The organism is Shewanella sp. 10N.286.52.B9 (genome assembly GCF_002873635.1).
Classification (GTDB): domain Bacteria; phylum Pseudomonadota; class Gammaproteobacteria; order Enterobacterales; family Shewanellaceae; genus Shewanella.
Genome location: NZ_MCTY01000040.1, coordinates 1 through 25,651 on the forward strand (window position 1 = coordinate 1; position 25,651 = coordinate 25,651).

General features: G+C 43.7%; 21 protein-coding genes. 2 read left to right on the forward strand and 19 right to left on the reverse strand.

Annotated elements, in window-relative coordinates; translation table 11 throughout:
- Nucleotides 1–191: 191 nt before the first annotated feature.
- Together secA and BCU91_RS03320 are read right to left on the reverse strand one after the other, a co-directional pair.
- Nucleotides 192–2,912, reverse strand: coding sequence for a preprotein translocase subunit SecA (gene secA / locus BCU91_RS03315; protein WP_102440221.1), 2,721 nt, complete (start codon nt 2,910–2,912; stop codon nt 192–194).
- Nucleotides 2,913–2,970: 58 nt separating this feature from the next.
- Entirely contained in the window at nt 2,971–3,870 is a 900-nt protein-coding gene (locus tag BCU91_RS03320) for a M23 family metallopeptidase (protein ID WP_102440220.1), read from the reverse strand.
- A gap of 27 nt (nt 3,871–3,897) precedes the next feature.
- On the opposite strand from BCU91_RS03320, the gene BCU91_RS03325 reads away from it, so the two are divergent.
- Nucleotides 3,898–4,350 (forward strand): DciA family protein, encoded by a 453-nt coding sequence (locus BCU91_RS03325; RefSeq protein WP_076537966.1) that lies wholly within the window; start codon nt 3,898–3,900, stop codon nt 4,348–4,350.
- A 5-nt stretch (nt 4,351–4,355) separates the two neighbouring features.
- Here BCU91_RS03325 and lpxC read toward each other — a convergent pair whose 3' ends face one another.
- The 15 genes from lpxC to mraZ form a co-directional block, all read right to left on the reverse strand.
- A complete protein-coding gene (gene lpxC / locus BCU91_RS03330; protein ID WP_076537968.1) occupies nt 4,356–5,276 on the reverse strand; it encodes a UDP-3-O-acyl-N-acetylglucosamine deacetylase in 921 nt (306 codons plus the stop codon).
- Nucleotides 5,277–5,486: 210 nt separating this feature from the next.
- Nucleotides 5,487–6,665 carry a cell division protein FtsZ gene (gene ftsZ, locus BCU91_RS03335; protein WP_102440219.1) on the reverse strand — a complete coding sequence of 393 codons (1,179 nt, stop codon included), beginning with the start codon at nt 6,663–6,665 and terminating at the stop codon, nt 5,487–5,489.
- 26 nt (nt 6,666–6,691) lie between these two features.
- Entirely contained in the window at nt 6,692–7,927 is a 1,236-nt protein-coding gene (ftsA, locus tag BCU91_RS03340; RefSeq protein WP_076537973.1) for a cell division protein FtsA, read from the reverse strand.
- Nucleotides 7,927–8,655 (reverse strand): cell division protein FtsQ/DivIB, encoded by a 729-nt coding sequence (locus BCU91_RS03345; protein WP_076538400.1) that lies wholly within the window; start codon nt 8,653–8,655, stop codon nt 7,927–7,929. Before BCU91_RS03345 ends, ftsA begins: the two co-directional genes overlap by 1 nt.
- Before the next feature lie 152 nt (nt 8,656–8,807).
- The gene (gene murC, locus BCU91_RS03350) at nt 8,808–10,274 is read right to left on the reverse strand and encodes a UDP-N-acetylmuramate--L-alanine ligase (protein WP_102440217.1); all 1,467 of its coding nucleotides are present in this window, start codon (nt 10,272–10,274) and stop codon (nt 8,808–8,810) included.
- 1 nt (nt 10,275) lies between these two features.
- A complete protein-coding gene (gene murG / locus BCU91_RS03355; RefSeq protein ID WP_102440225.1) occupies nt 10,276–11,364 on the reverse strand; it encodes an undecaprenyldiphospho-muramoylpentapeptide beta-N-acetylglucosaminyltransferase in 1,089 nt (362 codons plus the stop codon).
- An 8-nt stretch (nt 11,365–11,372) separates the two neighbouring features.
- On the reverse strand, nt 11,373–12,587 hold the full coding sequence (ftsW, locus tag BCU91_RS03360; RefSeq protein ID WP_102440216.1) for a cell division protein FtsW: 1,215 nt from the start codon (nt 12,585–12,587) through the stop codon (nt 11,373–11,375).
- The gene (gene murD, locus BCU91_RS03365; RefSeq protein ID WP_102440215.1) at nt 12,574–13,899 is read right to left on the reverse strand and encodes a UDP-N-acetylmuramoyl-L-alanine--D-glutamate ligase; all 1,326 of its coding nucleotides are present in this window, start codon (nt 13,897–13,899) and stop codon (nt 12,574–12,576) included. The genes ftsW and murD overlap by 14 nt, the downstream gene beginning before the upstream one ends.
- Before the next feature lie 6 nt (nt 13,900–13,905).
- Complete coding sequence (gene mraY, locus BCU91_RS03370; protein ID WP_102440214.1) at nt 13,906–14,988, reverse strand: phospho-N-acetylmuramoyl-pentapeptide-transferase; 1,083 nt, start codon at nt 14,986–14,988, stop codon at nt 13,906–13,908.
- Nucleotides 14,989–16,362 (reverse strand): UDP-N-acetylmuramoyl-tripeptide--D-alanyl-D-alanine ligase, encoded by a 1,374-nt coding sequence (gene murF, locus BCU91_RS03375; protein WP_102530899.1) that lies wholly within the window; start codon nt 16,360–16,362, stop codon nt 14,989–14,991.
- On the reverse strand, nt 16,359–17,894 hold the full coding sequence (gene murE / locus BCU91_RS03380) for a UDP-N-acetylmuramoyl-L-alanyl-D-glutamate--2,6-diaminopimelate ligase (RefSeq protein WP_102476551.1): 1,536 nt from the start codon (nt 17,892–17,894) through the stop codon (nt 16,359–16,361). The genes murF and murE overlap by 4 nt, the downstream gene beginning before the upstream one ends.
- Nucleotides 17,891–19,627, reverse strand: coding sequence for a penicillin-binding transpeptidase domain-containing protein (locus tag BCU91_RS03385; RefSeq protein ID WP_102440211.1), 1,737 nt, complete (start codon nt 19,625–19,627; stop codon nt 17,891–17,893). Before BCU91_RS03385 ends, murE begins: the two co-directional genes overlap by 4 nt.
- A 10-nt stretch (nt 19,628–19,637) precedes the next feature.
- Complete coding sequence (gene ftsL / locus BCU91_RS03390) at nt 19,638–19,952, reverse strand: cell division protein FtsL (protein ID WP_102440210.1); 315 nt, start codon at nt 19,950–19,952, stop codon at nt 19,638–19,640.
- Nucleotides 19,953–19,966: 14 nt separating this feature from the next.
- Nucleotides 19,967–20,908 carry a 16S rRNA (cytosine(1402)-N(4))-methyltransferase RsmH gene (gene rsmH / locus BCU91_RS03395; protein ID WP_102440209.1) on the reverse strand — a complete coding sequence of 314 codons (942 nt, stop codon included), beginning with the start codon at nt 20,906–20,908 and terminating at the stop codon, nt 19,967–19,969.
- A 22-nt stretch (nt 20,909–20,930) separates the two neighbouring features.
- On the reverse strand, nt 20,931–21,389 hold the full coding sequence (mraZ, locus tag BCU91_RS03400; protein ID WP_102440224.1) for a division/cell wall cluster transcriptional repressor MraZ: 459 nt from the start codon (nt 21,387–21,389) through the stop codon (nt 20,931–20,933).
- Between the two features lie 543 nt (nt 21,390–21,932).
- Between mraZ and BCU91_RS03405 the strand changes: the two genes are divergently transcribed.
- Entirely contained in the window at nt 21,933–22,178 is a 246-nt protein-coding gene (locus tag BCU91_RS03405) for a hypothetical protein (RefSeq protein ID WP_102530900.1), read from the forward strand.
- Nucleotides 22,179–22,206: 28 nt separating this feature from the next.
- On the opposite strand, the gene glpK is transcribed toward BCU91_RS03405, so the two are convergent.
- Entirely contained in the window at nt 22,207–23,688 is a 1,482-nt protein-coding gene (glpK, locus tag BCU91_RS03410; protein ID WP_102530901.1) for a glycerol kinase GlpK, read from the reverse strand.
- Nucleotides 23,689–24,013: 325 nt separating this feature from the next.
- A complete protein-coding gene (locus tag BCU91_RS03415; protein ID WP_102476553.1) occupies nt 24,014–25,372 on the reverse strand; it encodes an outer membrane protein transport protein in 1,359 nt (452 codons plus the stop codon).
- Between the last annotated feature and the right edge of the window lie 279 nt (nt 25,373–25,651).

Below are 25,651 nucleotides of genomic sequence, written 5' to 3' on the forward strand. Positions count from 1 at the left end.
ATTGGTGCAAGGGCTTTTTAAAAGTTTTTCGCATTATTTGCGATCTTTTTTATTAATCACACGTTACCCAGATTTTACCCCCAGTGTTATCCACAAAAACACTTGAGGCGACTGTTTTTTATACTATTTATTAGGTACAAAAAAGGCAGCTAAAAATAGCTGCCTTTTAAATTATTAAATATTGCGGTGTTTTAGGTCAGTTTACCGTGACACTGCTTGTACTTCTTACCTGAGCCACATGGACAAGGGTCATTACGGCCAACTTTCTCACCGTCTCTAATCACAGTTCTTGGCGTTGCTGCTTCAGCTTCTTTATTCTCTGTTAGCGATTCTGATGCTGCATGCTGGTATTCGCGTTGGATCTTGGCTTCTTCGTCACGACGACGCTGCTCCATATCATCAACATCTGATTGTGCTTGAACCTGTACCTTAGAGAGTACACTGATGACATCGTGTTTTAGTGACTCCAACATTTGTTGGAATAACTCAAATGATTCACGTTTATACTCTTGCTTTGGATTCTTTTGTGCGTAACCACGTAAATGAATACCTTGGCGCAAGTGATCCATTGCTGCTAAATGCTCTTTCCACAGACCATCTAATGTTTGTAGCATGACTGCTTTTTCGAACTGACGTAGCACTTGCTCACCAACCATCTGCTCTTTAGCTTTATATGCTTCGCTCCAGCTTGATACAATACGCTCACGTAAAGTTTCTTCGTGAAGGTCATCTTCTGTATCTAACCATTGTTGAATGGTTAGTTGAAGACCAAACTCTTGGGCAAGACGCTGCTCTAGACCTGGTACGTCCCACAACTCTTCTACAGACTGCTGTGGAATATATTGATCAATCACACCACTAACGACATCTTGTTCAATATTTGAAATGGTGTCTTCAATGCTTTCTGCGTCCATTAACTCATTGCGCTGAGAATAAACAACTTGGCGTTGATCGTTAGCGACATCATCATATTCAAGTAATTGCTTACGAATATCGAAGTTACGCGCTTCTACTTTACGTTGCGCATTTTCAATTGCACGAGATACCCAAGGATGTTCGATGGCTTCGCCTTCTTCCATACCCAGTTTTTTCATCATGCCAGATACTTTTTCAGATGCGAAGATACGCATTAAGCTATCTTCCATTGAAAGATAAAAGCGCGATGAACCCGCATCACCTTGACGGCCTGCACGACCACGAAGCTGATTATCGATACGACGTGACTCGTGACGCTCGGTGCCTAAAATATGTAAACCACCCGAAGCAATAACTGCATCATGACGAACTTGCCATTCTGCTTTAATGCGAGCGATTTGATCTTCAGTTGGATCCTTTAATGCATCAACTTCAACTTTCCAGTTGCCACCTAACACGATATCGGTACCACGACCGGCCATGTTAGTTGCGATAGTCACTACTCCAGCGCTACCTGCTTGAGCAACAATGTCTGCTTCTTTTTCATGGAACTTGGCGTTCAATACTGAATGTGGGATCTTAGCTTGCTTTAATAAGGTCGCTAATAATTCTGATTGCTCGATTGATACCGTACCCACAAGCACAGGCTGACCACGTTCGCGACAACCTTTAATGTCTTCAATGATGGCATTGTATTTTTCTGTTGCTGTAAGATAAACCAAATCAGGCATATCATTACGTACCATTGGCTTATTAGTTGGTACCACGACGGTATCAAGTCCATAAATATGTTGGAACTCGAATGCTTCAGTGTCAGCTGTACCTGTCATCCCTGCTAGCTTCTCATATTGACGGAAGTAGTTCTGGAATGTGATTGACGCTAATGTTTGGTTTTCATTTTGAATGTTGACTGCTTCTTTTGCTTCAACAGCTTGATGTAAACCTTCTGACCAGCGACGACCTGGCATGGTACGGCCAGTATGTTCATCAACAATAATCACTTCACCGTCTTGAACAATGTAATCAACATCACGTTCAAATAAGGTATGCGCTCTTAATGCTGCATTTACGTGATGCAGTAATGAGATGTTAGCTGCTGAATACAGTGAATCACCTTCATTGAGCACACCTAGCTCAACTAACAGTAATTCAACTTTTTCTTGGCCACGCTCTGTAAAATGAACTTGTTTGGCTTTTTCATCGATACTGAAATCACCTTCACCAATCTCATCTTCTGTATCTTCTTTCTCTTGAACGATAAGGTTAGGAATAAGGGTGTTTACTTTGATATATAGCTCAGAGCTATTTTCTGCTGCACCAGAGATAATCAATGGTGTACGCGCTTCATCAATTAAGATTGAATCAACTTCATCAATCAGTGCGTAATGCAGCGGACGTTGAACTCGCTCTTGAGGAGAGAACGCCATGTTGTCACGCAGGTAATCGAAACCAAACTCGTTGTTAGTCCCGTAGGTAATATCAGAGTTATACGCTTCTTTCTTTTCTGCTTGACCAAGGCCTGCCACGTTAATACCAACGCTAAGCCCTAGGAATTCAAATAATGGACGGTTATTTTCCGCATCACGACGTGCAAGGTAATCATTCACGGTAATGACGTGGACGCCTTTACCGGTAATACCATTTAAATATGCTGGCAGAGTTGCGGTTAAGGTTTTACCTTCACCGGTTCTCATTTCAGCGATGCGGTTACTATCAAGTACCATACCACCGAGTAATTGCACATCGAAGTGGCGCATTTCGAAAACACGTTTAGATGCTTCACGCACTGTGGCAAATACTTCTGCCATAAGCGCATCTAAGGTTTCACCATTTTCAATACGCTGACGGAACTCGTCTGTTTTTGCTTTTAGTTGTTCATCTGTCAGCTTTTCATATTCAGCTTCTAATGCATTAATTTTAGTTACAACTTTACCTAAACCTTTCAAGGTACGGTCGTTACGACTGCCGAATACTTTTGTCAGTAATTTGCCTAACATCTTAATCACTTATCTCTTGTAGGTTGAGCTCAAATGAGCGACTTAACCGAAAATGTTATTAACTCGCTTTGCGATAGACGAACTTTCTTGGATCTATTTGCTGTCCGTTTCGCAAAACTTCGTAATGCACGTGGGGACCAGTTGAACGGCCTGTGCTTCCCATACTGGCAATTTTATCGCCTTTGGCAACGACGTCACCTAGGTTTACTGACATAGATTTGTTGTGTCCATAGCGGGTTCGAAGACCATTTCCATGATCAATTTCGACTAACCCACCATATCCAAGCATATTTCCAGACCACGTTACTACACCTGCAGCAGTTGCAATAACATCGCCGCCTTCAGTGCCCGCAAAATCAATACCTTTATGCATTGTTCTACGACCATTAAAAGGGTCATTCCGTAAACCGTAGGGCGAAGATAACCAACCTTTTACGATTGGCCGCCCTGATATATAACGTTCTTCATCTATATGGAGATTAGTTGACACTGTTTCAAGTAGAGACAGCTGAACATTATTATTATCAATTCTTGATACCAACTGGGTCATATCATTTAACAGTTGGTTTATTTCCACGCCTGTGCCTATTTCACTCAATCCTCCGACACCCACTTCTGTGGCAAAGTCGAATTGATCTTCGAGTAAATTATTTTCAGCAACTTGCTGACCGAGGGCTTCGAGGCGGGTAATTTTTGCTTGCATAGAGGCGACATGAGTCACCAATGTGGCTAATTGGGTTTCTGTTGCTTGTTTGAGGCTAATGACTTGCTGCTTTTGTTGCTCGCGCAACTTTTTATTTTCATCAACTTTGGTTTGTTGCTCAGCAAAACGATCGGCACTTTGTTGATAGATGCCGGTTCCCGCTACAACTAATAGGATAGGTAGAAGTAACCAACGCTTGCTAGGATGCCAGCGAGTTACTCCGTTTCGACCTTGGATAAAAACTGTTACACTCATAGCCTAACTCAGCCATCTTATTATCATATGAAAAAGCCCCCGCAAGATCTCAGTAGCTTACTACATCAATCTGGACAATTACCGGCATTGGCTGAAAAAGCAGAACTATTAAATCAACTTAATAATTACGTAAAGCAGAGTTTAACAGGTCCTGTTGTTGAACAGCTTAAAGTCGCTAATCTTCGGCAGGGTGTTCTTGTAATTGAAACTACATCGGCTGCTTGGGCTGCTAGAATAAACTTCCAAAAGACCAAATTACTGCAACAACTTAAGGAAGAAACCCTTCCAATGCTTACCGCTATAGAGGTTAAAGTTAACCCAGGGTTAGCAATATCACCAAGCAAAACCTCAACTAATTACGCAACTATTAGCCCTGTCGCGGCAGAACATTTACAAACGTTGGCTGATCATGTTGAAGGGTCACTAGGTGAAAAACTAAAACGGCTGGCTGCATTGGCCAGCCGTAATAGGCAATCTTAACTATATTATGCGAAAGACGCTGCGCCGGGTACCATAAAGCTTAACGGTACATCGACTTCATTTTCAAAGCTGACTAACTCCCACGCTTCTTGTTGGGCTAATAACGCTCTAACCAATTGGTTATTTAAAGCATGACCCGTTTTATACGCACAGAACTCACCAACAATGGCATGCCCTGCGACATATAAATCACCAAAAGCATCAAGAATTTTGTGCTTAACAAATTCGTCCTCATAACGCAGACCATCAGGGTTAAGGACACGATATTCATCAAGCACGACGGCATTTTCCATGCTGCCACCCAGTGCTAAGTTATTGGCTCGAAGATATTCAATATCTCGCATAAAACCAAATGTTCTTGCACGGCTGATATCTTTCACAAATGCAGATGTTGAAAAATCCATAACCATATGCTGCTGACTACGAGAGATTTCTGGGTGATTAAAGTCGATTTTAAAATCCACTCTAAAGCCTTTAAATGGCTTTAACTCTGCCCATTTATCGCCGTCTTCAACACGCACAGTTTTATTGATTTTGATATATTTTTTAGCGACTGCTTGCTCTTTAATACCTGCACTTTGCAGTAAAAAAACAAACGGACTTGCACTGCCATCCATAATCGGGATTTCAGGAGCATCAACTTCAATAACTGCGTTATCAATGCCAAGGCCTGCAAGTGCTGCAAATAAATGTTCGATAGTTGAAATGCGAACACCTTCATCATTAACTAATGCCGTACACATAGTTGTTTCACGCACAAGATGAGCCTTAGCAGGAATTTCCACTGCAGGGCTTAAATCTGTACGACGAAGTACGATACCAGTATTGACAGGTGCGGGCATAATGCACAGAGTGACCTTGTTGCCGGAATGAAGCCCGACACCAGTACTCTTCACCATCTTTTGAACAGTTCTTTGAAAAATCATTCAGTTACCCGTTTTAATCACTTTAAAATAAACATTCATGCGCTATATATACTGAGTTTACCCAGCAAGCTGAGGCGGTATACTACCATAAAATTGCCTTTTCACAAAAAAAGTACCATTTAGTGGTTTTTAATACGCCTCTACTTACACAAGCAACATTTTATCAACATCTTATGCATTCAACATTCTAACTTTACTACCAAACTGTAATTAATCAGCTTGTTTACGTAAAAATGCTGGGATATCTAAATAGTCACCATCTGCGCGAGCTGTTGGCTGTGCTACTGGTTGCTGAGCAGGAACAGCATTACCTGTTGGTGCAACATAATTTGTTGCCGCAACTTGCTCTTCAACTGGCTCAGCTTTAACTTCAATTGGTGCAGGCTCTGGGCGTGAAACTGGTTTTGTCACTAATTGAATATCAGGCTTTTTCTCTGCGCCGATACCTGTAGCAACTACAGTTACGCGTAGCTCTTCGCTCATTTCAGGATCAATTACTGCACCGACTACTACTGTTGCGTTATCAGATGCATAAGCTTTAACGTGGTTACCCACTGTTTCTAGCTCTTCAATACTGATATCTAAACCAGCGGTGATATTCACCAATACGCCACGAGCGCCAGCAAGATCAATATCTTCTAGTAATGGACTAGCCACAGCAGCTTCTGCCGCTTCTTCAGCGCGATCATCACCAGTTGCAACGCCTGTACCCATCATGGCATTACCCATTTCAGACATAACCGTTTTAACGTCGGCGAAATCCACGTTGATTAAACCAGGACGAGTAATTAACTCAGCAATACCCTGCACTGCGCCTAGCAATACGTTATTAGCTGCAGCAAATGCATCTAATAATGATGTACCACGGCCCAATACTTTCAATAACTTTTCGTTAGGTATAGTAATCAATGAATCAACATGCTTTGCCAGCTCTGCAATACCTTGCTCAGCAAATAACATGCGTTTTTTGCCTTCAAATGGAAAAGGCTTTGTGACTACAGCAACGGTTAAAATGCCTTCTTCACGGGCAATTTCAGCCACAACAGGGGCTGCACCAGTACCGGTACCACCGCCCATACCTGCGGCAATAAAGATCATGTCAGATCCTTTGATTGCTGCACGAATGTTTTCTTTATCTTCTTCTGCCGCTTGACGACCAACATCAGGGTTTGCTCCAGCACCTAAACCTTTGGTGACATCACGCCCCAATTGAATAGTTGAACCAGCACCTGACTTACGTAATGCCTGAGCATCCGTGTTAGTTACGATAAATTCAACACCTTCGATGCTGTGCTTTACCATATGTTCGACTGCGTTACCGCCGCCACCACCGACGCCGATGACTTTAATCACCGCTTCGTCGTTATGAGTGTCCATGATCTCAAACATAGTCTGATCTCCGTTTGTCTGCGTTATTAAAATTCACCCTTAAACCAGCTTTTGACCCGATTCAAAAGACTGGTAACCCCTTGACGTTCAGGACGTTCGAACTGACGTTCGATTACGCGTCTGGCGCCGTAATGAAGCAAACCTATTCCTGTAGCGTAAATAGGTTGATCTACATATTCATTTAATCCTTTAACTGGTAGCGGTGATGCAACCCTTACTGGCATGCCAAATGTTGCTTCAGCAATATCCACCGCGCCGGTAATCATTGATGTACCGCCTGTTAACACGATCCCTGCAGCAATTTGATCTTCTAAACCACTGTCAGTTAATTCTTTAAGCACTAATTCAAATAGCTCTTGATACCTTGGCTCGACAACCTCTGCTAACGTATGACGTGACATACTGCGAGAAGGTCTGCCACCAACTGAGGGGACTTCAATGCTATCTTCGCGACTAACCATAGCGCTTCTGGCGCTGGCAAACTGTACTTTGATTTGCTCTGCATGGGTCAGCGGTGTTCTAAATATTTTAGCTATGTCACTACTGACTTGATTGCCTGCGACTGATATCACTGCGCAATGCCTTAGTGCACCGTTGGTATAAACCGCAATATCTGTGGTGCCACCACCGATATCAACAATACACACGCCTAAATCTTTTTCATCATTGGTCAGCACTGAGTCAGCTGATGCAATACCTGCAAACACCAAGTCATCAACAGTTAGGCCGCAGCGCTCAACGCTCTTAGTGATATTTTTCGCCATGTCGTTAGCACAAGTAACGATGTGCGCTTTGGCTTCCATTCGCATACCCGACATACCAATTGGGCTTTTTATCCCGTCTTGAACGTCAATTGAGTATTCCTGTGGTAACACATGCAAAATTCTTCGCTCTGTCGGGATTTTCACCGAACGAGCTGTATGGATGACATTGTCCACATCTTCTTGGGTAACTTCTTCGTCATTAATTGACACCATGCCGTTTTCGTTTTGGCAGGCGATATGTTTACCTGAAATACTTAAATACACTGATGATACTTGGCAATCGGCCATCAATTCAGCTTGGTCTAATGCACGTTGTACACTTCTTACAATCGAATCCAGATCATTTACGCCGCCCTTGTCCATACCACGAGAAGGGTGATTACCTAAACCAACCACGCTTATCTCGCCATCTGGCAGTACTTCGCCAATAATAACTGCGACCTTAGATGTACCGATATCTAAGCCTACGATAAGATTTCTTTCCTGATTCTTGGTCATTAATGTCGACTCTCTGTTTTAGTATCATCCCAGCCAACTGCGACACCTGTGTCATAGCGCAAATCAATTGTCGCTATTGGCTTTTTATTTTGTATTATTTCAGGGTAAACATTTATAAATCTTTGTATTCTCGACATCTTATCTTCTCGACCTAATTCAAGAAGAATGCCGTTATCTAATGTTGCATGCCAAGCATGGCGTGGGCTTAAACTTAAACTTGCTAAGGTAAAGCCATTAATACTTAATAAATCTGCTAATTGCTGATAGCTAGTTAACACTTCAGCTGACATATCCTCAGGACCTGACAACATAGGCAAGGCATTAATCATGGGATGGGCCTGGGCTTTAAACGCTTCACCGTCCACATTAAGCCAATCATTGCCATTCCAATGCGCTACCGCTTGTTGCTCTTGCAAGTTCACTTTCAACTTAGCTGGCCATTCGCGTCTGACTGAGGCGCGATATACCCAAGGTAAAGCCTCTAAAGCGTGCTGCACTTCAACCACATCGGCACTAAAAAAGCTGCTCTGCATCAAGGCCTGTAGCGCCGCTTGAATATCTGCGTCACTGGTATATAAACGCTCGCCGTGAATTGCTACGGCCTCAATGGGCAAGGCATCTGCATCATTAAGCAGCGTATTTAACTTTAAACTGGCCCAGACAATGGTCATTAACACCATGAGCAAAAACAATAACCCGGTATACAAGTACCAGTTGATTTCACTCAAATGGCTTCGTAACTGACGGGCTTTATCACTCCACGCCACGGTTACTGTAACTCCACAATGTACAATGTCACTTTCATTGGCCAATTCACCATTATATCTAGCATACCGATTGTAATAAAGTATCTATTTTACAATCATTTATAGTGCAAAAATTACTCACCACTTTTAGCATTGTTTAAATTATCAAAACCTAAATTGGTTGTAGCTAGCAATTTGGACAAAGCGCCGATATTACCTGCACCTTGGGTTAGCAATAAATCACCCTCTTGCAATACGTCAGGCAATACATCGGTTAATAGCTCAGGTGAAGCCACAAATATCGGTTCCACTTGACCTCTTAAACGGATAGAGCGACATAAAGCGCGTCCATCTGCACCAGGAATGACACTTTCGCCAGCGGCATAGACATCCAGTAATAGCAGTCCATCTACCTGTGACAGCACCTCGATAAAGTCATCATATAAGTCGCGAGTACGGCTGTAACGATGAGGCTGATAGGCCATCACTAAACGCTTATCTGGCCAACCTGCTCTAGCGGCTTTAATCGTTGCCAATACTTCACTTGGGTGATGACCGTAATCATCAACTAGCATCACCTTGCCATTAGCGGTATCAAACTCGCCAAGATGCTGAAAACGTCTCCCAATGCCTTCAAAGTCAGCAAGGGCTGTTACAATCGCTTCATCATCTATTTCATCTTCTGATGCCACTGCAATAGCAGCAAGCGCATTAAGTACATTGTGTTCGCCAGGTAGATTTAACACGATATCTAAATCATCACGGTTTTTACGGCGCACGCTAAATTGGCTTTGATGACCAACTTGCTTGAAGTTAAGCGCCTGTACATCTGCTTGCTCACTGAAACCGTAAGTCACAACCTGACGGCCAACTCTTGGCATAATCTCTTGGATCACTTCATCATCAATACACATCACCGCAACACCATAAAAAGGCAGGTTATGTAAAAAGTCGACAAAGGTTGTTTTCAATTTTTCAAAATCGCCGCCATAGGTATCCATATGATCAGCTTCAATATTGGTAACCACACTCACCATTGGCTGCAAATGCAGAAAGCTGGCATCACTTTCATCGGCTTCTGCAATCAAATAACGACTAGTGCCTAAACGCGCATTAGTACCAGCACTATTTAATAAGCCGCCAATCACAAATGTCGGATCGCGCTCAGCTTGGCCATAAACACTGGCAATTAAGCTAGTTGTAGTGGTTTTACCGTGCGTGCCTGCAATGGCTACACCATGGCGATAACGCATTAACTCAGCAAGCATTTCAGCACGGCGCACTATAGGAATGCGGCGCTGCTTCGCTTCAATGATTTCTGGGTTCTCGTTGTTAATAGCCGTTGACACGACCACCACATCCACATCAACCACGCTTTGCGCCTGATGGCCAATAATAATCTTAGCGCCTAAACTGGCTAACCTTTGTGTCACTGTGTTTTCAGCGATGTCAGATCCACTGATGTGGTAGCCTTCATTCACTAATACTTCTGCAATTCCACCCATACCAGCACCGCCAATACCGACGAAATGGATTTTCTTAATCCGTCGCATTTCTGGGATCATGGTGCGTAATTGGGCGTACTTTTCTGTCTTGGTCATGTCAATCCTTTCGTGCTAATTCAGCACAAATACTCGCGACTCGTTGGGTTGCATCTAATACAGCAACACTTCTGGCTTGATGTGCCATCTGTGAAACAACTTGTCGGTTTTCAGCAAAGAGGGTTAACTTCTCAGCTAAATTATCTGCATTTAATATGGTTTGCGGTAATAAAAATGCCGCTCCCGCTTCAACTAATACTGAAGCATTTTTAGTTTGGTGATCATCCACAGCATGTGGATAAGGCACCAAGATACTGCCGCGTCCTACGGCTGCCAGCTCTGATACGGTTAATGCACCAGAACGGCAAACAACCACATCTGCCCAGCGATAAGCCGCTTCCATATCATCAATAAACTCAGCTACATTGACGCTAGCAGCTTGACCTTTATCTTGATAAAGCGCTTTTACTTTCGCTTCATTGCCTTTGCCCACCTGATGCCAAACGGTCACCGAATGATGCAGGCTAATATGCGCCACAACAGCTGGCATAACATCGTTAAAAATTTTGGCGCCTAAACTGCCGCCCACCACTAATACTTTTAAGGCTTCATCTTCAGCAAATTTGGCGCTTTGTCCTAACTCAAGCAACTCTTGACGAATAGGGTTACCGACCACCTCCGCTTTAACTGCGGGCAAAAATGTATTGGGAAATGCACACAATACTTTGCTGGCAATCTTAGATAACAACTTGTTGGTCATTCCTGGGATGGCATTTTGCTCATGCAGCACCAGTGGAATGCCTGATAATTTAGCCGCAACCCCGCCAGGGCCACTGGCAAAGCCACCCATGCCTAAAATAACATCGGGCTTATATTCATTAATAAAGGCTTTTGCCTGAATGATTGAACGTAAAATTTTAAAAGGCGCGGCTAATTTTCGAATAATGCCATTGCCTCGCACCCCTTTAATATCGATAAACTCAATATCAAACCCATGCTGAGGCACTAACCTTGCCTCCATTCTGTCGGCCGTCCCTAACCAACGAACTTGCCAACCTTTATCTGCTAACGCTTTAGCTACCGCTAATGCAGGGAACACATGTCCACCTGTACCGCCCGCCATTACCAATAATTTCGGTGCGTTGGTCATATTAGGGCTCATTTTTTTACTCTCCCTTGCACCGCTTGAATCAAACTTATTCGCCGTTCATGGTCGATGCGGATCAATAACATCGCTGCCGCTGTCATCACCCACAAACTACTGCCACCATAACTAATAAAAGGTAACGTCAAGCCTTTAGTCGGTAACATACCGATACTGGCGCCAACGTTAACCACTGTTTGGAAACAAATCCAAATACCAATACCGTAGGCTAAATAACTTTCAAACGGGCGTTGAATACTCAAACATAAATTGCCCAATCGAATGGCTCTAAATGCCACAAAAAACAATACTGTTAATACACAAACAATACCTACGAAGCCTAACTCTTCACCAATCACGGCAAAGATAAAGTCGGTATGCGCTTCAGGCAGGTAAGATAATTTTTGAATACTATTACCTAAACCTTGACCGAATAAGTCACCACGGCCATAAGCCATTAATGACTGAGTCAACTGATATCCGCTACCAAATGGGTCTTCCCACGGGTCCATAAATGAGGTTACCCGCCGCATCCGGTAAGGCTCAAAAATCACCAAAAAGATAAACGAGCCAATACCAAAAAACATCAACACTAAAAAGTCTAAAATCCGTGCACCAGCAAGAAATAACAGACTTACAGTGCAGACGAACAATACCACTACGGTACCTAAATCTGGTTGCGCTAAAATCAATACTGCGAATAAGGTAAATACGATAATAGGCTTAATAAAACCCCTACTGTTCTCCCTTAATTCACCATGACGACGGACTAAATATCCCGCCATGTAAACAATAAACACAAACTTTGCGATTTCAGCCACTTGAATTCGCACCGGTCCAACACTTAACCAGCGCGTCGCGCCATTAACTGTGGTTCCGACAATCAAGACTGCAACCAGCATCAGTAACACAGCCAGCACCAAATACGCGCTATAGCGTTCCCAGGTTTTCATTTCTATATTGAGCACAGCGTAAGCAATCACGCCACAACCCATTAAATACGCCACATGACGATAAATAAAATGAAATGGGTTATCTGTCAGTTTTTGCGCTTCTGGCATTGAGGCAGACATCACCATCACAAAACCAAATGCAATCAAGCCCATTACCGCAACCAATAAACTGCGGTCATATAGTTGCTCACTAGGCCCACTCTCAGACAAGATATTAGGCCACGGCCGCTTGAGGACTTGTTGGAATAAGCTAAGTTGCTGCTCAGCCTTCGCCATCGGCAATTTGCTCCACTAATTGCTTAAAGTCATTGCCGCGTTCCATAAAGTTTTTGTACATATCAGTACTCGCACAAGCTGGTGACAACAATACGATATCGCCTGAGAACGTTATTTCTACGGCTTTATTGACCGCTGCAGCAAGATCGCTGACCTGAATACTATCAGCCTTTAAAGCTGCGATTTTTGCACCATCTTTACCAAAGGTAATTAATTGAGTGACGTTATTGAGCGACTCCCTCAGCTCTTTAAAGTCTGAGCCTTTACCGTCTCCGCCAGCAATCAGTACTAAGTCACCTAAATGATCACTTAAGCCATTTAATGCCGCTACAGTTGCACCAACATTAGTCGCCTTAGAGTCATTTATATAGGTAACGCCTTGCTTAATACCCGCCATTTCACAACGATGTTCAAGACCTTTAAAGTTGCTGGCAACCTCGGTCATAAACTTTTTATCAATACCGCAAGCATCGGTTAGTGCCATAGCAGCAAGTAAATTGGCGTGATTATGACTGCCGATTAAACTGACCTCATGCAGATTCATAATTTCACTTTCACCGTGGAAAATCTTGCCATCAGCAATCCCCCAAGCATCGCCTTCAGGTACACCTAAACCAAAGGTATTTTGGTTTGTTGGCTCATCAGGAAATGTCAGTGGGTCATCACGGTTAAACATCACAAAGCGGCTTTGTGGATATAAGCGTAACTTAGCTTCTCTATAAGCATGCAGATCATGATATCTATCCATATGATCTTCACTAATATTAAGGCAGGTTGCCGCCACACAATTTAAGCTAAAAGTGGTTTCCAGCTGAAAGCTAGATAGCTCCAATACAAAAATATCCGCATCGGTTGCCAGTAAATCTAATACTGGAATACCAATATTGCCGCCAACAGCGACCTTTTTACCGGCTGCTTTTAATATGTCGTAAACCAAGGTAGTCACAGTGGTTTTACCGTTTGAGCCAGTAATCGCTACCACGCAAGGTGACTTTTCAGCAACCGCACGGGCAAACAGCTCCACATCGCCAATCACTTCAATACCCATGTCCATCGCCGCGCGAATTTCCGGCGTATCAATAGCGATGCCTGGACTGACAATAATTTGCTGCGCCTGCACTAAAGAGCGGCACATAAAGCCACCAGTAATTAGTTCAACCTCAGGGAACTCTGCTGCCAGAGTATCGCTTCCAGGCGGCGTTCTGCGGCTATCCATCACCAGTGGGGTAATACCTTGGGACATTAAGTAGCGCACAACAGAAATACCTGTTGCGCCTAATCCCAATACGATGTGTGAATAGCATGTTTGCATTGCTAACTACCTTAACTTAAGCGTTGCCAGCCCTAGCATGACTAGGAATAGTGAAATAATCCAAAAGCGCACAATCACTCTTGGCTCCGGCCAACCTTTTAATTCGTAATGGTGGTGAATAGGTGCCATTCTAAAAATCCGCTGACCGCGCAATTTATATGAACCCACCTGTAAAATCACCGACACCGTTTCCATCACAAAAACGCCGCCCATAATCACCAATAACACTTCTTGGCGGACTAACACTGCAATGGCGCCCAATCCTGCACCTAATGCTAATGAGCCTACATCACCCATAAACACTTGCGCTGGGTAGGTGTTAAACCATAAAAACCCTAAACCAGCCCCGACTATCGCGGTACATACAATCACTAGTTCACCAGCATCCGGCAAGTGTGGAATATGTAAATAACTCGCAAACTGTGCATGACCTGATAAATAGGCAATCAATGCAAATGCAGCTGCTACCATAACAGTTGGCATGATAGCTAAACCATCAAGACCATCGGTTAAGTTAACCGCGTTACTGGCACCCACTATGGTGAAGTACGCAAGGACAATATAAAGCAGTCCAAGTTGCGGCATCACATCTTTTAAAAATGGCACCACTAGCTGGGTTTCACCCGGCAGCGTTGCCGAGCTATATAAATAGATAGCTACCGCTAATGCCGCTATGGATTGCGATGCATATTTCCAGCGAGCAATCAGACCTTTAGAGTCTTTTTTTACCACTTTCAAATAATCATCTAAGAAACCAATCGCGCCAAAAGTACCTAATACAAATAGCATGACGATGACATATCGATTTGATAAATCACCCCATAATAAAACACTGACAAATATGCCTGCCAAGATCAGCAAACCACCCATTGTAGGGGTGCCACGCTTACTAAAATGTGACTCTGGGCCGTCATTTCTGACCACTTGGCCAATTTGTAATAACTGCAAACGTTCGATCAATTTAGGACCAAACCACAAGCTGAAAATAAGCCCTGTCATCAAACCTAAGATCGCTCTAAACGTTACATATGAAAAAACATTAAACCCGCTATAAAATTGGGTTAAATACTCAGCTAAATAAGCCAGCATCTACACAAACTCCCCACGCCCATTGGCATCCAACAACACTTCGACTACAGTTTCCATTGCTGCGCTTCGTGAACCTTTAACTAAAATAGTTACCTCACCCGATAACTGATTTACTTTTTTAATCATTGCCTGCGCGACGAATTTTGAATCACTAAAGTGTTCAGAACCAAAGGCTTTGCTGGTTTCAGCGCTTAGCTGTCCGCAACAAAACAAGGCATCAATACCCGCTGATTTGGCTTGTTGGCCGACCTCGGCATGCAAAAGGGCGCTATTGTCGCCCAATTCACCCAAATCTCCCAGCACTAAACATCGAAAACCTCGAGTTTGTTTTAACCAGTTAATCGCAGCGTCCACTGATGTTGGGTTGGCATTGTAACTATCATCAACCAGTAAAATACGCCCCAGCTTGTGCGGCACCATTCGCCCTTTTACTGGCGTTAGGCTTGAAAGCCCGTTAATAATATCTTTGAGGGCGACGCCTAATGCAGTACAAATGGCGCTGGCAGCTAAAGCATTACTGACCTGATGCTCTCCTGCTAAAGGAAGCTGCACAAAATGGGACTGGCCAGAAACTTCTAAATTAAAGGCATAACAACCACTTGCATCAGCTTTAAGCGCTAATGCTTTAATATCTGCATCTGTGGTGGCTACTTTAGAAAAACGCAGCTGCTTAAATGCGGCTGATTTTTGCGCCATAAACTCAGCAAAGTCATCATCGGCATTGATAATGGCGGTGCCATCTGCGCTGAGGTGGTTAAAGATTTCCGACTTGGCGTGAGCCACGCCTTCAATTGAACCAAAACCTTCTAGGTGTGCATGGCCGATATTATTTACCAGCGCCACCTGAGGCATCACCAAAGATGAAGTATAGTTAATCTCGCCTTGATGATTGGCGCCCAGTTCAAAAACGCCATATTCATGCTCTTGGGTTAATCGCAATAAGGTTAACGGTACCCCGATTTCATTATTAAAATTACCGGCGGTATAAAGCACGCTATGATGCTGGCTTAAAATAGCTGCCACCATTTCTTTTACTGTAGTTTTGCCATTTGAGCCCGTCAAAGCGATGGCTTTAGGGTTTACTTTAGCGCGCACTAACGCGCCGATTTCGCCCATGGCTATTTGGCTATTTGCCACTAAAATTTGCGGAATATCAAGCTCAAGCTGACGTTCAACCAATAAGGCTTTAGCGCCATTATCAATGGCGGTTTTTGCAAAGCTATGGCCATCAAAACGTAAGCCTTTTAACGCCACAAATAAGGTATTGGCTTGCATCGCTCGGCTATCACTGCTGACATCATCAATACAAATGTCATCGCCCACGAGCTTGCCACTAAGGGTTTGCGCCAACTGTGAAAGCATCAGGGCAATCATAAGCGCTCCTTTAATGCCATGTTAGACGTTGGCTGAGTGAGTTCGATAGCCAGTGCTCTTTCATCATATTCAGTTCTGATGCCATTGGCCTCTTGATAGGTTTCATGGCCTTTACCTGCAAGCAACACAATATCGCCTGTTTGAGCCAGTGAAGCCACGGTGTTAATTGCCTTAATGCGATCAACTTGTGTGAGTGCACGCTCAGGAAATGCCAAACCCGCTAATACATCCTCAATAATGGCCGCAGGATCTTCACTACGAGCATTGTCACTGGTGACCATCACAGTATCAGCAAACTGCTCGGCCGCTTGGGCCATTAAAGGCCGCTTGCCTTTATCTCTATCACCGCCACAACCAAAGACACACCAAAGCTTGCCTTTACAATGAATCCGCAGCGCTTTTAACGCTTGTTCGATAGCATCCGGAGTATGGGCATAATCAACTACCAAGGTGGGCCCCTTTGGCTGATTAAAGCGCTCCATGCGACCAGCAACGGGCGTTAATAGTGGCACTAATTCAAGTAACTCTTGCATGTCATAACCTTGCAAATACAAGCCACTTAGGGCTGCCACAAGGTTTGCTAAGTTAAAGTCACCCAATAAAGGCGAAACAATGCGTCCGCGTAGTGCTAAAGTCGTTTTTTGGCCGCTGTGATTATCCAGGTGTGGGTAAACAAAATCACACTGCACACCAGCATCATTGAACTGCATATTGTCAGTATAAAATTGCGCCGTTTTATTGGCGCTAATGCTAAAGCCATAGATGGAATCTGTTGTTAGCTCATCGAACCATTGCTGACCAACACCATCATCAAGATTAATCAAACCATTTTTGACGCAGGAAAAGGTGAACAGACGCTTTTTAGCTGCGCCATAAGCATCCATATCACCATGGTAATCAAGGTGATCACGACTTAAATTAGTAAAAATAGCAGTATCAAAAGGCACGGCTTCCACTCGGCCTTGCACTAAGCCATGACTGGAGACTTCAATGGCGCACACATTGACCCGTTCGGCTTGAAATTGGTGTAATTGACGGATCAAAGTAATGGCATCAGCAGTGGTATTGCCACTATCGATTAATTGACCCCAAACACCATTGCCCAATGTACCCATGACTGCAGCTTTTTGCTGTTTAAGTGATACCAATTGCGCAATAAGCTGGCTAACAGAAGTTTTACCATTAGTTCCCGTAACCCCAATAATCGCCATTGGTGAATGATTAACCGGATACAACTGCGCTGCAACAGCCGAAAGCTGCCGAGTTAATTGAAAAAACGATATCAGCACCGCGCCATTATCTTGGTATTCAACTTGACCATGTTCATCAGGGTTATCGGTATGAATTAACGCCCCCACTGCACCACTTTCAATGGCTTTACTGATAAATTTACGGCCATCAACCTTGTGGCCTGGCAAGGCGACAAATAAACCACCTTGGGATACTTGGCGGCTATCAAGGCTCAGCGTATCCACTGACTCAACGCCAGCATAATGAAACCAGGGTGCTAATAAATCACTAAGCAGCATTATTCAGCCCTCTTAGCAATGGCGGCCAATTTAACTTTTTCTTGTTCATTTAATGGTTCTACATTCAGCATCTGTAACGCACCAGACATAATTTTTGCAAATACGGGGCCTGCCACATCGCCACCGTGATAACGGTCGCCTTTGGGTTCATTAACCACAATAGAAATAGCTAAACGGGGATTATGCACTGGCGCAACCCCGGCAAACAGTGCGACATAATCATCACCGTAACCACCGGCGACAGACTTACGACTAGTACCCGTTTTACCCGCAATAGGATAACCATCAATATGGGCTTTGGTGGCGGTGCCGCCACGTTCAGTTACCCCTAGCATCATTTCCATGACATCTTGGGCGACTTGCTGTGAAATAACTTGTTCACCTTTAGGTGCTTGTTTTAGCTTTAAAATTGATACTGGATACAAGACACCGCCGCTACCTAAAGTGGCATACATTCTGGCTAATTGCAGTGGGGTGGCCGTTAAACCATAGCCATAAGATAAGGTCGCGCGTTCAAAGTCAGACCAACGACGACGATCATGGATAAGGCCGGCGCTTTCACCTGCTAAGTTAATTCCTGAATAATTACCCAAGCCCATTGACTGGTAAGTCCCCAATAATTCTTGCACGGGCATCGATAAAGAGACTTTACTGATCCCCACGTTACTAGACTTAACCAAGATTTTATCTAAGGTCATATTGCCGTAATTAACCGTATCACGCACTTGACGGCCACCAACACGCATCCAGCCTGGTGAGGTGTTAATCATATCATCACGTTCAACAGTGCCCGCTTGCAGCGCAGCTGCGACCACAAAAGGTTTTACAGTGGAGCCCGGCTCAAAAGTATCGGTTAAGGCGCGGTTGCGCATGCGGTGAGATTGTAAGTTTTCTCGAGAATTGGGGTTATATGACGGTGTATTCACCATCGCCAGTACTTCGCCGGTGTGTACATCAAGTACCACCACTGAGCCTGAAGTGGCTTGGTTTATTTCTGTGGCGCGTTTTAATTCGCGATAAGCTAGCTGCTGAATGCGTTGATCGATACTCAAGACTAAATCATTTGAGCTCTCGCCTTCTTCCACCATATCTAAACGCTGTACTACTTTACCATCGCGGGATTTACGGACTTTTTGTTTTGAAGGGGTACCAGTAAGCCAGCTATCGTAAGCACTTTCGATGCCTTCAATGCCTACATCATCAATATTAGTTAAACCCACTAGCTGGGCGGCAGTTTCACCTGCGGGATAATAGCGGCGTGATTCAGACTTTAAATAGATGCCAGCAATTTTCAGTTGCTTGATGTATTCCGCTACCGCAGGGGTCACTTGACGCTTAAGGTAAATAAAGCGCCTTTTAGGGTCGCGCTGCACCTTACTCACAATCTCATCAACTGGCTCATGTAAAATATCTGCCAGCGCTTTCCAGCGGCGCATATCTTTAAATGCATCTTTATCGTGGGATATTTTAGGATCAGCCCACACAGCTCGTACTGGCACACTCACTGCCAGCATTTCACCATTTCTGTCGGTGATTAGGCCGCGCTGTACTTGATTACTGGTGGTGCGTAAGGTGCGCATGTCACTTTCGTGACGTAGTTTTTCAGGCTCAATAATTTGAATATAGGCGGCACGGGCAATTAACGCAGTAAACAGCAGCAGCACAAAACCCACCACAACGAATAGTCGCCATGGGATCAGTTCAGGGTTTAATTTACGTTTAGCTTGTCTGCTCATTATTCCTTTCTCATTGCAGCCTTATAACCACTTCTTCTTTAGGTAGTGGTCGCACCATTTTTAAATCTTTAGTGGCGATCCTTGTCACTCGACTGTGTTCTGACTTAGATTGCTCTTCCAGCAACAAGTTGCGCCATTCAATATCTAAACGATCACGTTCTTGTAATAGCTGATCTAATTGCGAGGTCTGTTTTCGGGTCGCATAGCTGGTATACACCACACTCATCGCATTGCCGACTACAATTAGCGTCAGCAATAATATCCACTTGTGCTGCCAAATATCGGCTAACACAATGCGGGATAAATTGATTGATGACGGTGCCAATATAACCTCAGTAATTAATAATCAAGTCGCTGCGCAACGCGCAACACCGAGCTTCTTGCTCGTGGGTTTTGTTCAATTTCGACATCAGAAGGCTTCATCGCCTTACCAATGGCTTTTAACTTTTTAGATTTATTAATTTCAGCTTCAGTGATGGGCAAGCCATGAGGTACGCTTTCACCTTGGCTATGGCGACGAATAAAGCGCTTCACCATACGATCTTCTAATGAATGGAAACTGATCACCGATAAACGCCCTTCTGGGGCCAGTACCGACACAGCACCTTCAAGGGCTTGATCAATTTGCTCTAATTCACTATTGATATAAATTCTAATCGCCTGGAACACCCGCGTTGCAGGATGCTTATTACGCTCTTTATTTTTAGTAATTCGGGCAATAAGGTCAGCTAAATCTTTGGTTCTTAAAAAGGGTTTTTCATCTCGATCAGCAGCAATACAGCGAGCGATGTGACGCGAGTTTTTCTCTTCGCCATAGGTTTTAAATACCCAAGCCATATCTTCAATTTCAGCTCTCGCTAACCACTGAGCGGCCGTTTGACCCTGGCTGTTATCCATACGCATATCCAATGGACCATCACGTAAAAAACTAAAACCACGCTCAGCATCATCTAATTGCGGTGAAGACACGCCTAAATCCAATAACACGCCATTGATTTTGCCTTTCAAACCCAACTCAGTAACGTATTCGGCCAACTGGCCAAAGCCACCATGCACAATTTGAAAGCGAGGATCATCGGCGAACTGTTTAGCCGCTTCAATGGCTTGCGGATCTCTATCGATGGCAATCAAGCGGCCGTTTTCACCGAGCTGACTCAGCACATGCCTTGAATGACCACCACGACCAAAGGTGCCATCAATATAGATGCCATCCGCTTGGATATTTAAACCATCAACGGTTTCTTGTAGCAGTACAGATAAATGGGCAAATTCTTGGCTCATCAGACTCTTCTTAATTAATTATTTATAATGAAAAATTAGCTAATCTTTCATGGCTAGTGAGATCTTCTGCTTGAATTAGCTGATGACTTTCGTCCATCTGCAACTGCCAAGCGGCTTCATCCCACAACTCAAACTTATTCAGCAAACCCACCAGCATGGTTTTCTTTTGCAGGCTGGCAAATTGTCTTAATGCGGGGGGAACGAGCGCACGACCATTACCATCTAACTCACATTCATGAGCGTGGCCTAATAATCTTCGTTTCATGGATCGTTCAATGTGATTGGTGTCTGACAGCTGCATTAGTTTTGCTTCTATCAGTTCCCATTCATGGATTGGATAAATCAATAAACAAGCTGATTGGATATCAACGGTGATGACGACAATGCCACTGTGCTCAACACGCAAGGATTCTCGGTATCGCATTGGTATTGCGATCCGTCCTTTTGCATCCATATTTATCGCACTGGCGCCCCGAAACACGATCATTAATCCCTATGATTTGTTATTAAAATTCCCACAAAAATCCACAATTCCCCACAACCCTTAAGTTTAGGGACACAACACAAGTATTGTCAAGGGATGAGAAGATTAATTAAATCCAGTTCTGAAGCGGGTTCGCAGCAAATTTGATTTAATTTGTTCTAGGTGGAGGAAAGTGGATTTTATGGGGCTAAATGAACGAAACCATACACATAACAACGACTCTATCGAGTAAAATGTGACTAAAATGTGCTAAAAATTGACCATTATCATCTTAAAATGACAATGCCCACTGTATCAAAGTTATATCTTGTATAATAAATATTCGCTCACGATGTGAGAAAAACCAGTTCAACAAATTTTATTGCAGCCTTGCGCTTTTAAACCTAAGCAAATTCCAAACTTTTAATATTGCCTTTACGCTAAAACATCCTCAAACAAGGATGACTGCTGGCGTCATATATTCAAACCATTAGCCGCTCAATTTACAATCAAAACGGCCGATAACAAGATATACTGAATACAGCCTTGAAGGAGGTAATAATGAACCTAGATATTCTCTATGCTGTGACTGCCAGACCGCCAAGGCAGGTTACCACGCCTAAAAAAGAGGTGAAAAAAGTCACTGACTCAGCTGTTATCAGTGCTGATAGCCATGAAGCGCCGCAAACACAATTGCCACCAGCGCCATTAACCAGAAAACAGCTTGCTCAAACCAACAACACCGATGATGCAAATCCGGCCACTAACGACGATACAAACTTCAAGCATATTGATATTGAAATTTAGTCGTTTACCAGTGATTTAAAAATGCCCTTTAGCCGATGGTTTTCCTCACCGCCTTTTTCCATCCGCGATACAAATCCTGACGACAGCTATCATCCATTGCTGGTGAAAAATGCTTATCAGCCACGGCAATGTTTTGTAACTCTTCTGTAGACTGCCAAAAGTTAACCGCAAGACCTGCTAAAAAGGCTGCTCCCATGGCTGTGGTTTCAGTCACTTGCGGACGGATCACATCAACATTGCTGATGTCGGCTTGGAACTGCATTAAAAACTCATTTGCCACTGCGCCACCATCAACGCGGATTTGTTTAAGTTCGACCCCTGAGTCTTGTATCATTGCCTCGAGTAAATCCTTGCTTTGATATGCAATGGCTTCTAACGCTGCGCGAATAATATGGCTACGATTAACCCCGCGGCTAAGTCCGACAATCGCGCCTCTGGCATCCGCTTCCCAATACGGAGCGCCCAAGCCGACAAAGGCTGGTACTAAATATACCCCATTGGTGTCCTCCACTTTATTGGCAAAGTATTCAGTGTCATGAGCATCTTGGATCAAGCCCATTTCGTCCCGCAGCCATTGGATCACCGCGCCGCCCATAAATACTGCCCCTTCAAGGGCATAGTTAACCTTTAAATCAGCGCCTATAGCAATGGTGGTTAATAGGCCATGATCCGATACCACTGCCTTATCACCGGTGTTCATCAGTAAAAAACAGCCTGTGCCATAGGTATTTTTGGCCATTCCAGGTTCAAAACATAATTGACCAAATAATGCCGATTGCTGATCCCCTGCCATACCCGCCACGGTAATATCGCCACCGACAATGCTGGTTGAACCGTAGACCGCACAAGAGGGTTTCACTTCAGGTAACATCGAAGCCGGAATACCAAAGGCCGTTAATAACTTGTCATCCCACTGCTGCTGATGGATGTTAAACAACATGGTCCGTGAGGCGTTGGTGGGTTCAGTAACATGTACTTTGCCTTTTGTGAGCTTCCACACCAGCCAGGTATCTATGGTGCCAAATAACAACTCACCGGCCTCGGCCTTTTCTCTTGCACCTTCAACATTATCTAGAATCCACTTGATTTTTGAGGCGGAAAAGTACGGGTCGAGCACCAAGCCTGTGGCGGATTTAATATAAGCTTCATAACCATCGGCTTTGAGTTGCTGGCATATACTTTGGCTGCGACGACACTGCCACACAATGGCGTTATAAATCGGCTTGCCGGTTTTTTTATCCCACACTACGGTGGTTTCACGTTGGTTGGTGATGCCCATAGCGGCAACATCATCACCGCTAATACCTGCTCGAGATAGCACTTCAATCAATGATGAACTTTGAGATGACCAAATCTCCATTGGATCATGCTCGACCCAACCGGCCTGAGGATAAATCTGGGTAAACTCACGCTGCGCTACCGCAACCATGTTGGCTTTATGGTCAAATACAATGGCACGAGAGCTGGTTGTGCCTTGATCTAATGCAATAATGTATTTCTTAGCTTGCATATCACTATCTCATATTATTTATTTTAGTTTGTTCACATAAACTGAAAGTAGTGAATCAACTACCCGTTTATTTATGTGATTTATCATGCTTTACATTGCAATGCTTGTGCTGTCATCACAGTTATAAGGGTTTATTCTACCTAGACATGCTATGTCACTTTGGGGTAAAGCCAGTAAGCACCTAATAACTTAGCATATGACGATGGCTTTACTTCATACTTTGGCTTGTCAAATATAGCTGGCGTATCGATATTAGTCTTATGATTTTCAAATAACAAAAAGCCCCGCAATTGCGAGGCTTTAAATGTATTAATAATACTGTCGACTACATTTTGTAGCTAAACTGCACACCTGCTAACCACACATCGGCTTCAACATCACCGCTGTAGTTCACAGACGCTAAACCTAATAAGTCTTGAGTCTCATCAATTGGTGCATCACCAATGCCTTTGATGTAAGTGATGGCAAAATCAACCGTAAGGTTTTTACTGGCTTGATAACCCGCACCGGCACTAAACCATAAACGATCTGAATCTGGGATTGTTGTTGAACGGTATTCGTCTTGCGCAGCACCTTGATCTAGTGCCATACCGCCACGAACTAACCACTTGTCGTTAAGTTGGTATGTAGTACCGACAGCAAAACGCCAGTTATCTTTGAAGTTCTCTTCTTTAACTAAATCAGACTCCAATGGTAAACCCGTTGTTGAGTCAATTGGCTTAGTTTCGCCAGGGAAGTATGCTACTAACTCATCAAAAACACTCCACTGAGTCCAGTTAACGCTGGCGTGCATGGCCCAGTTTTCAGTTAATTGGTGATGAGATGCAAGCTCTGCAAATGCAGGGATCTCAATCGGTAAGTAACCTTCAATACTAACATTTTGACCACCGTCATAAAGTAGCCCAGACGCATGGCCGTCCAGTTCTAGCTCTACCCCACTGTGATAAGCAAAACCTAAACGGTGCTTGTCATTAATCTGCCAGCTAGAACCAATTTTCCAACCGATGGCAATATCATCACCTTCCATGTACTTAAGACTTGTGCCAGCAGCCGGAAGCATAGGTGCTAAATCAGGCAACTGAGCTTTAATACCATCAATCCAACCTGGCATTGATGCGCCAACATTACCTTCACCGTAAACAATACGCAGACCTGCACCAATGCTAACCGCATCATTGATTTTATAGCCAATGTTTGGGTTAAATTCTACGGTGGTGATTGCAGTATCATCACCAAATATCGCTGCTGAATGAGTTGCATCCAATTCTGTCGCTAAACCGTAATTTGAATGAAAAGCCAGGCCCCAAGTCCAGTTATCGTTTAACTGATTCGAGTAATAAAAATTTGGGATAAGCGCATCACCGGCAAAATCGATGGCGTTGCTTGGGATAACAATTGGATCAGCCCCTAATAAAGGCGATGAAATACTGGTTTCACCCAGCACATCAACATTAGGCATAATATAAATAGCACCTGCAGACAATTGGCGACCTTCAAGGTAAGTCAACATGGCAGGGTTTTTAGTTTGGGCGCCAGCATTATCCGCCATCGCAGCTTCACCAGCAAAAGCACGGCCTAAACCTGTAGAAGAATATTCAGCTAATTGAAAGCCTGCTGCACTTACTTGAGTCGTTGCCCCTAACAGCATGGCGCTTACTGCCACGGTTAATAATTTCTTTTTCATCATTTGTCCCCGGGTATGCAAATTTATTATTTGCTTAATCTCTTACATCATTAGAGCAATAGCTCAATTTGAAATCGGGGCAAGTGTACTGATGCAGAATATATTTACAACTAAATGCCTAAAAACAGAAGAAATAACTACCTTTTCGGTGTTTGCAATATTTTTAAGTGATAAGGATCACACACCAAGCGAGAAAAAAGCGTCAATTACACTAATTGATTCGCTGAAGCATATTAAAAATAGTTAACCAAAATATTTTTAATATTGATATTCAATAAC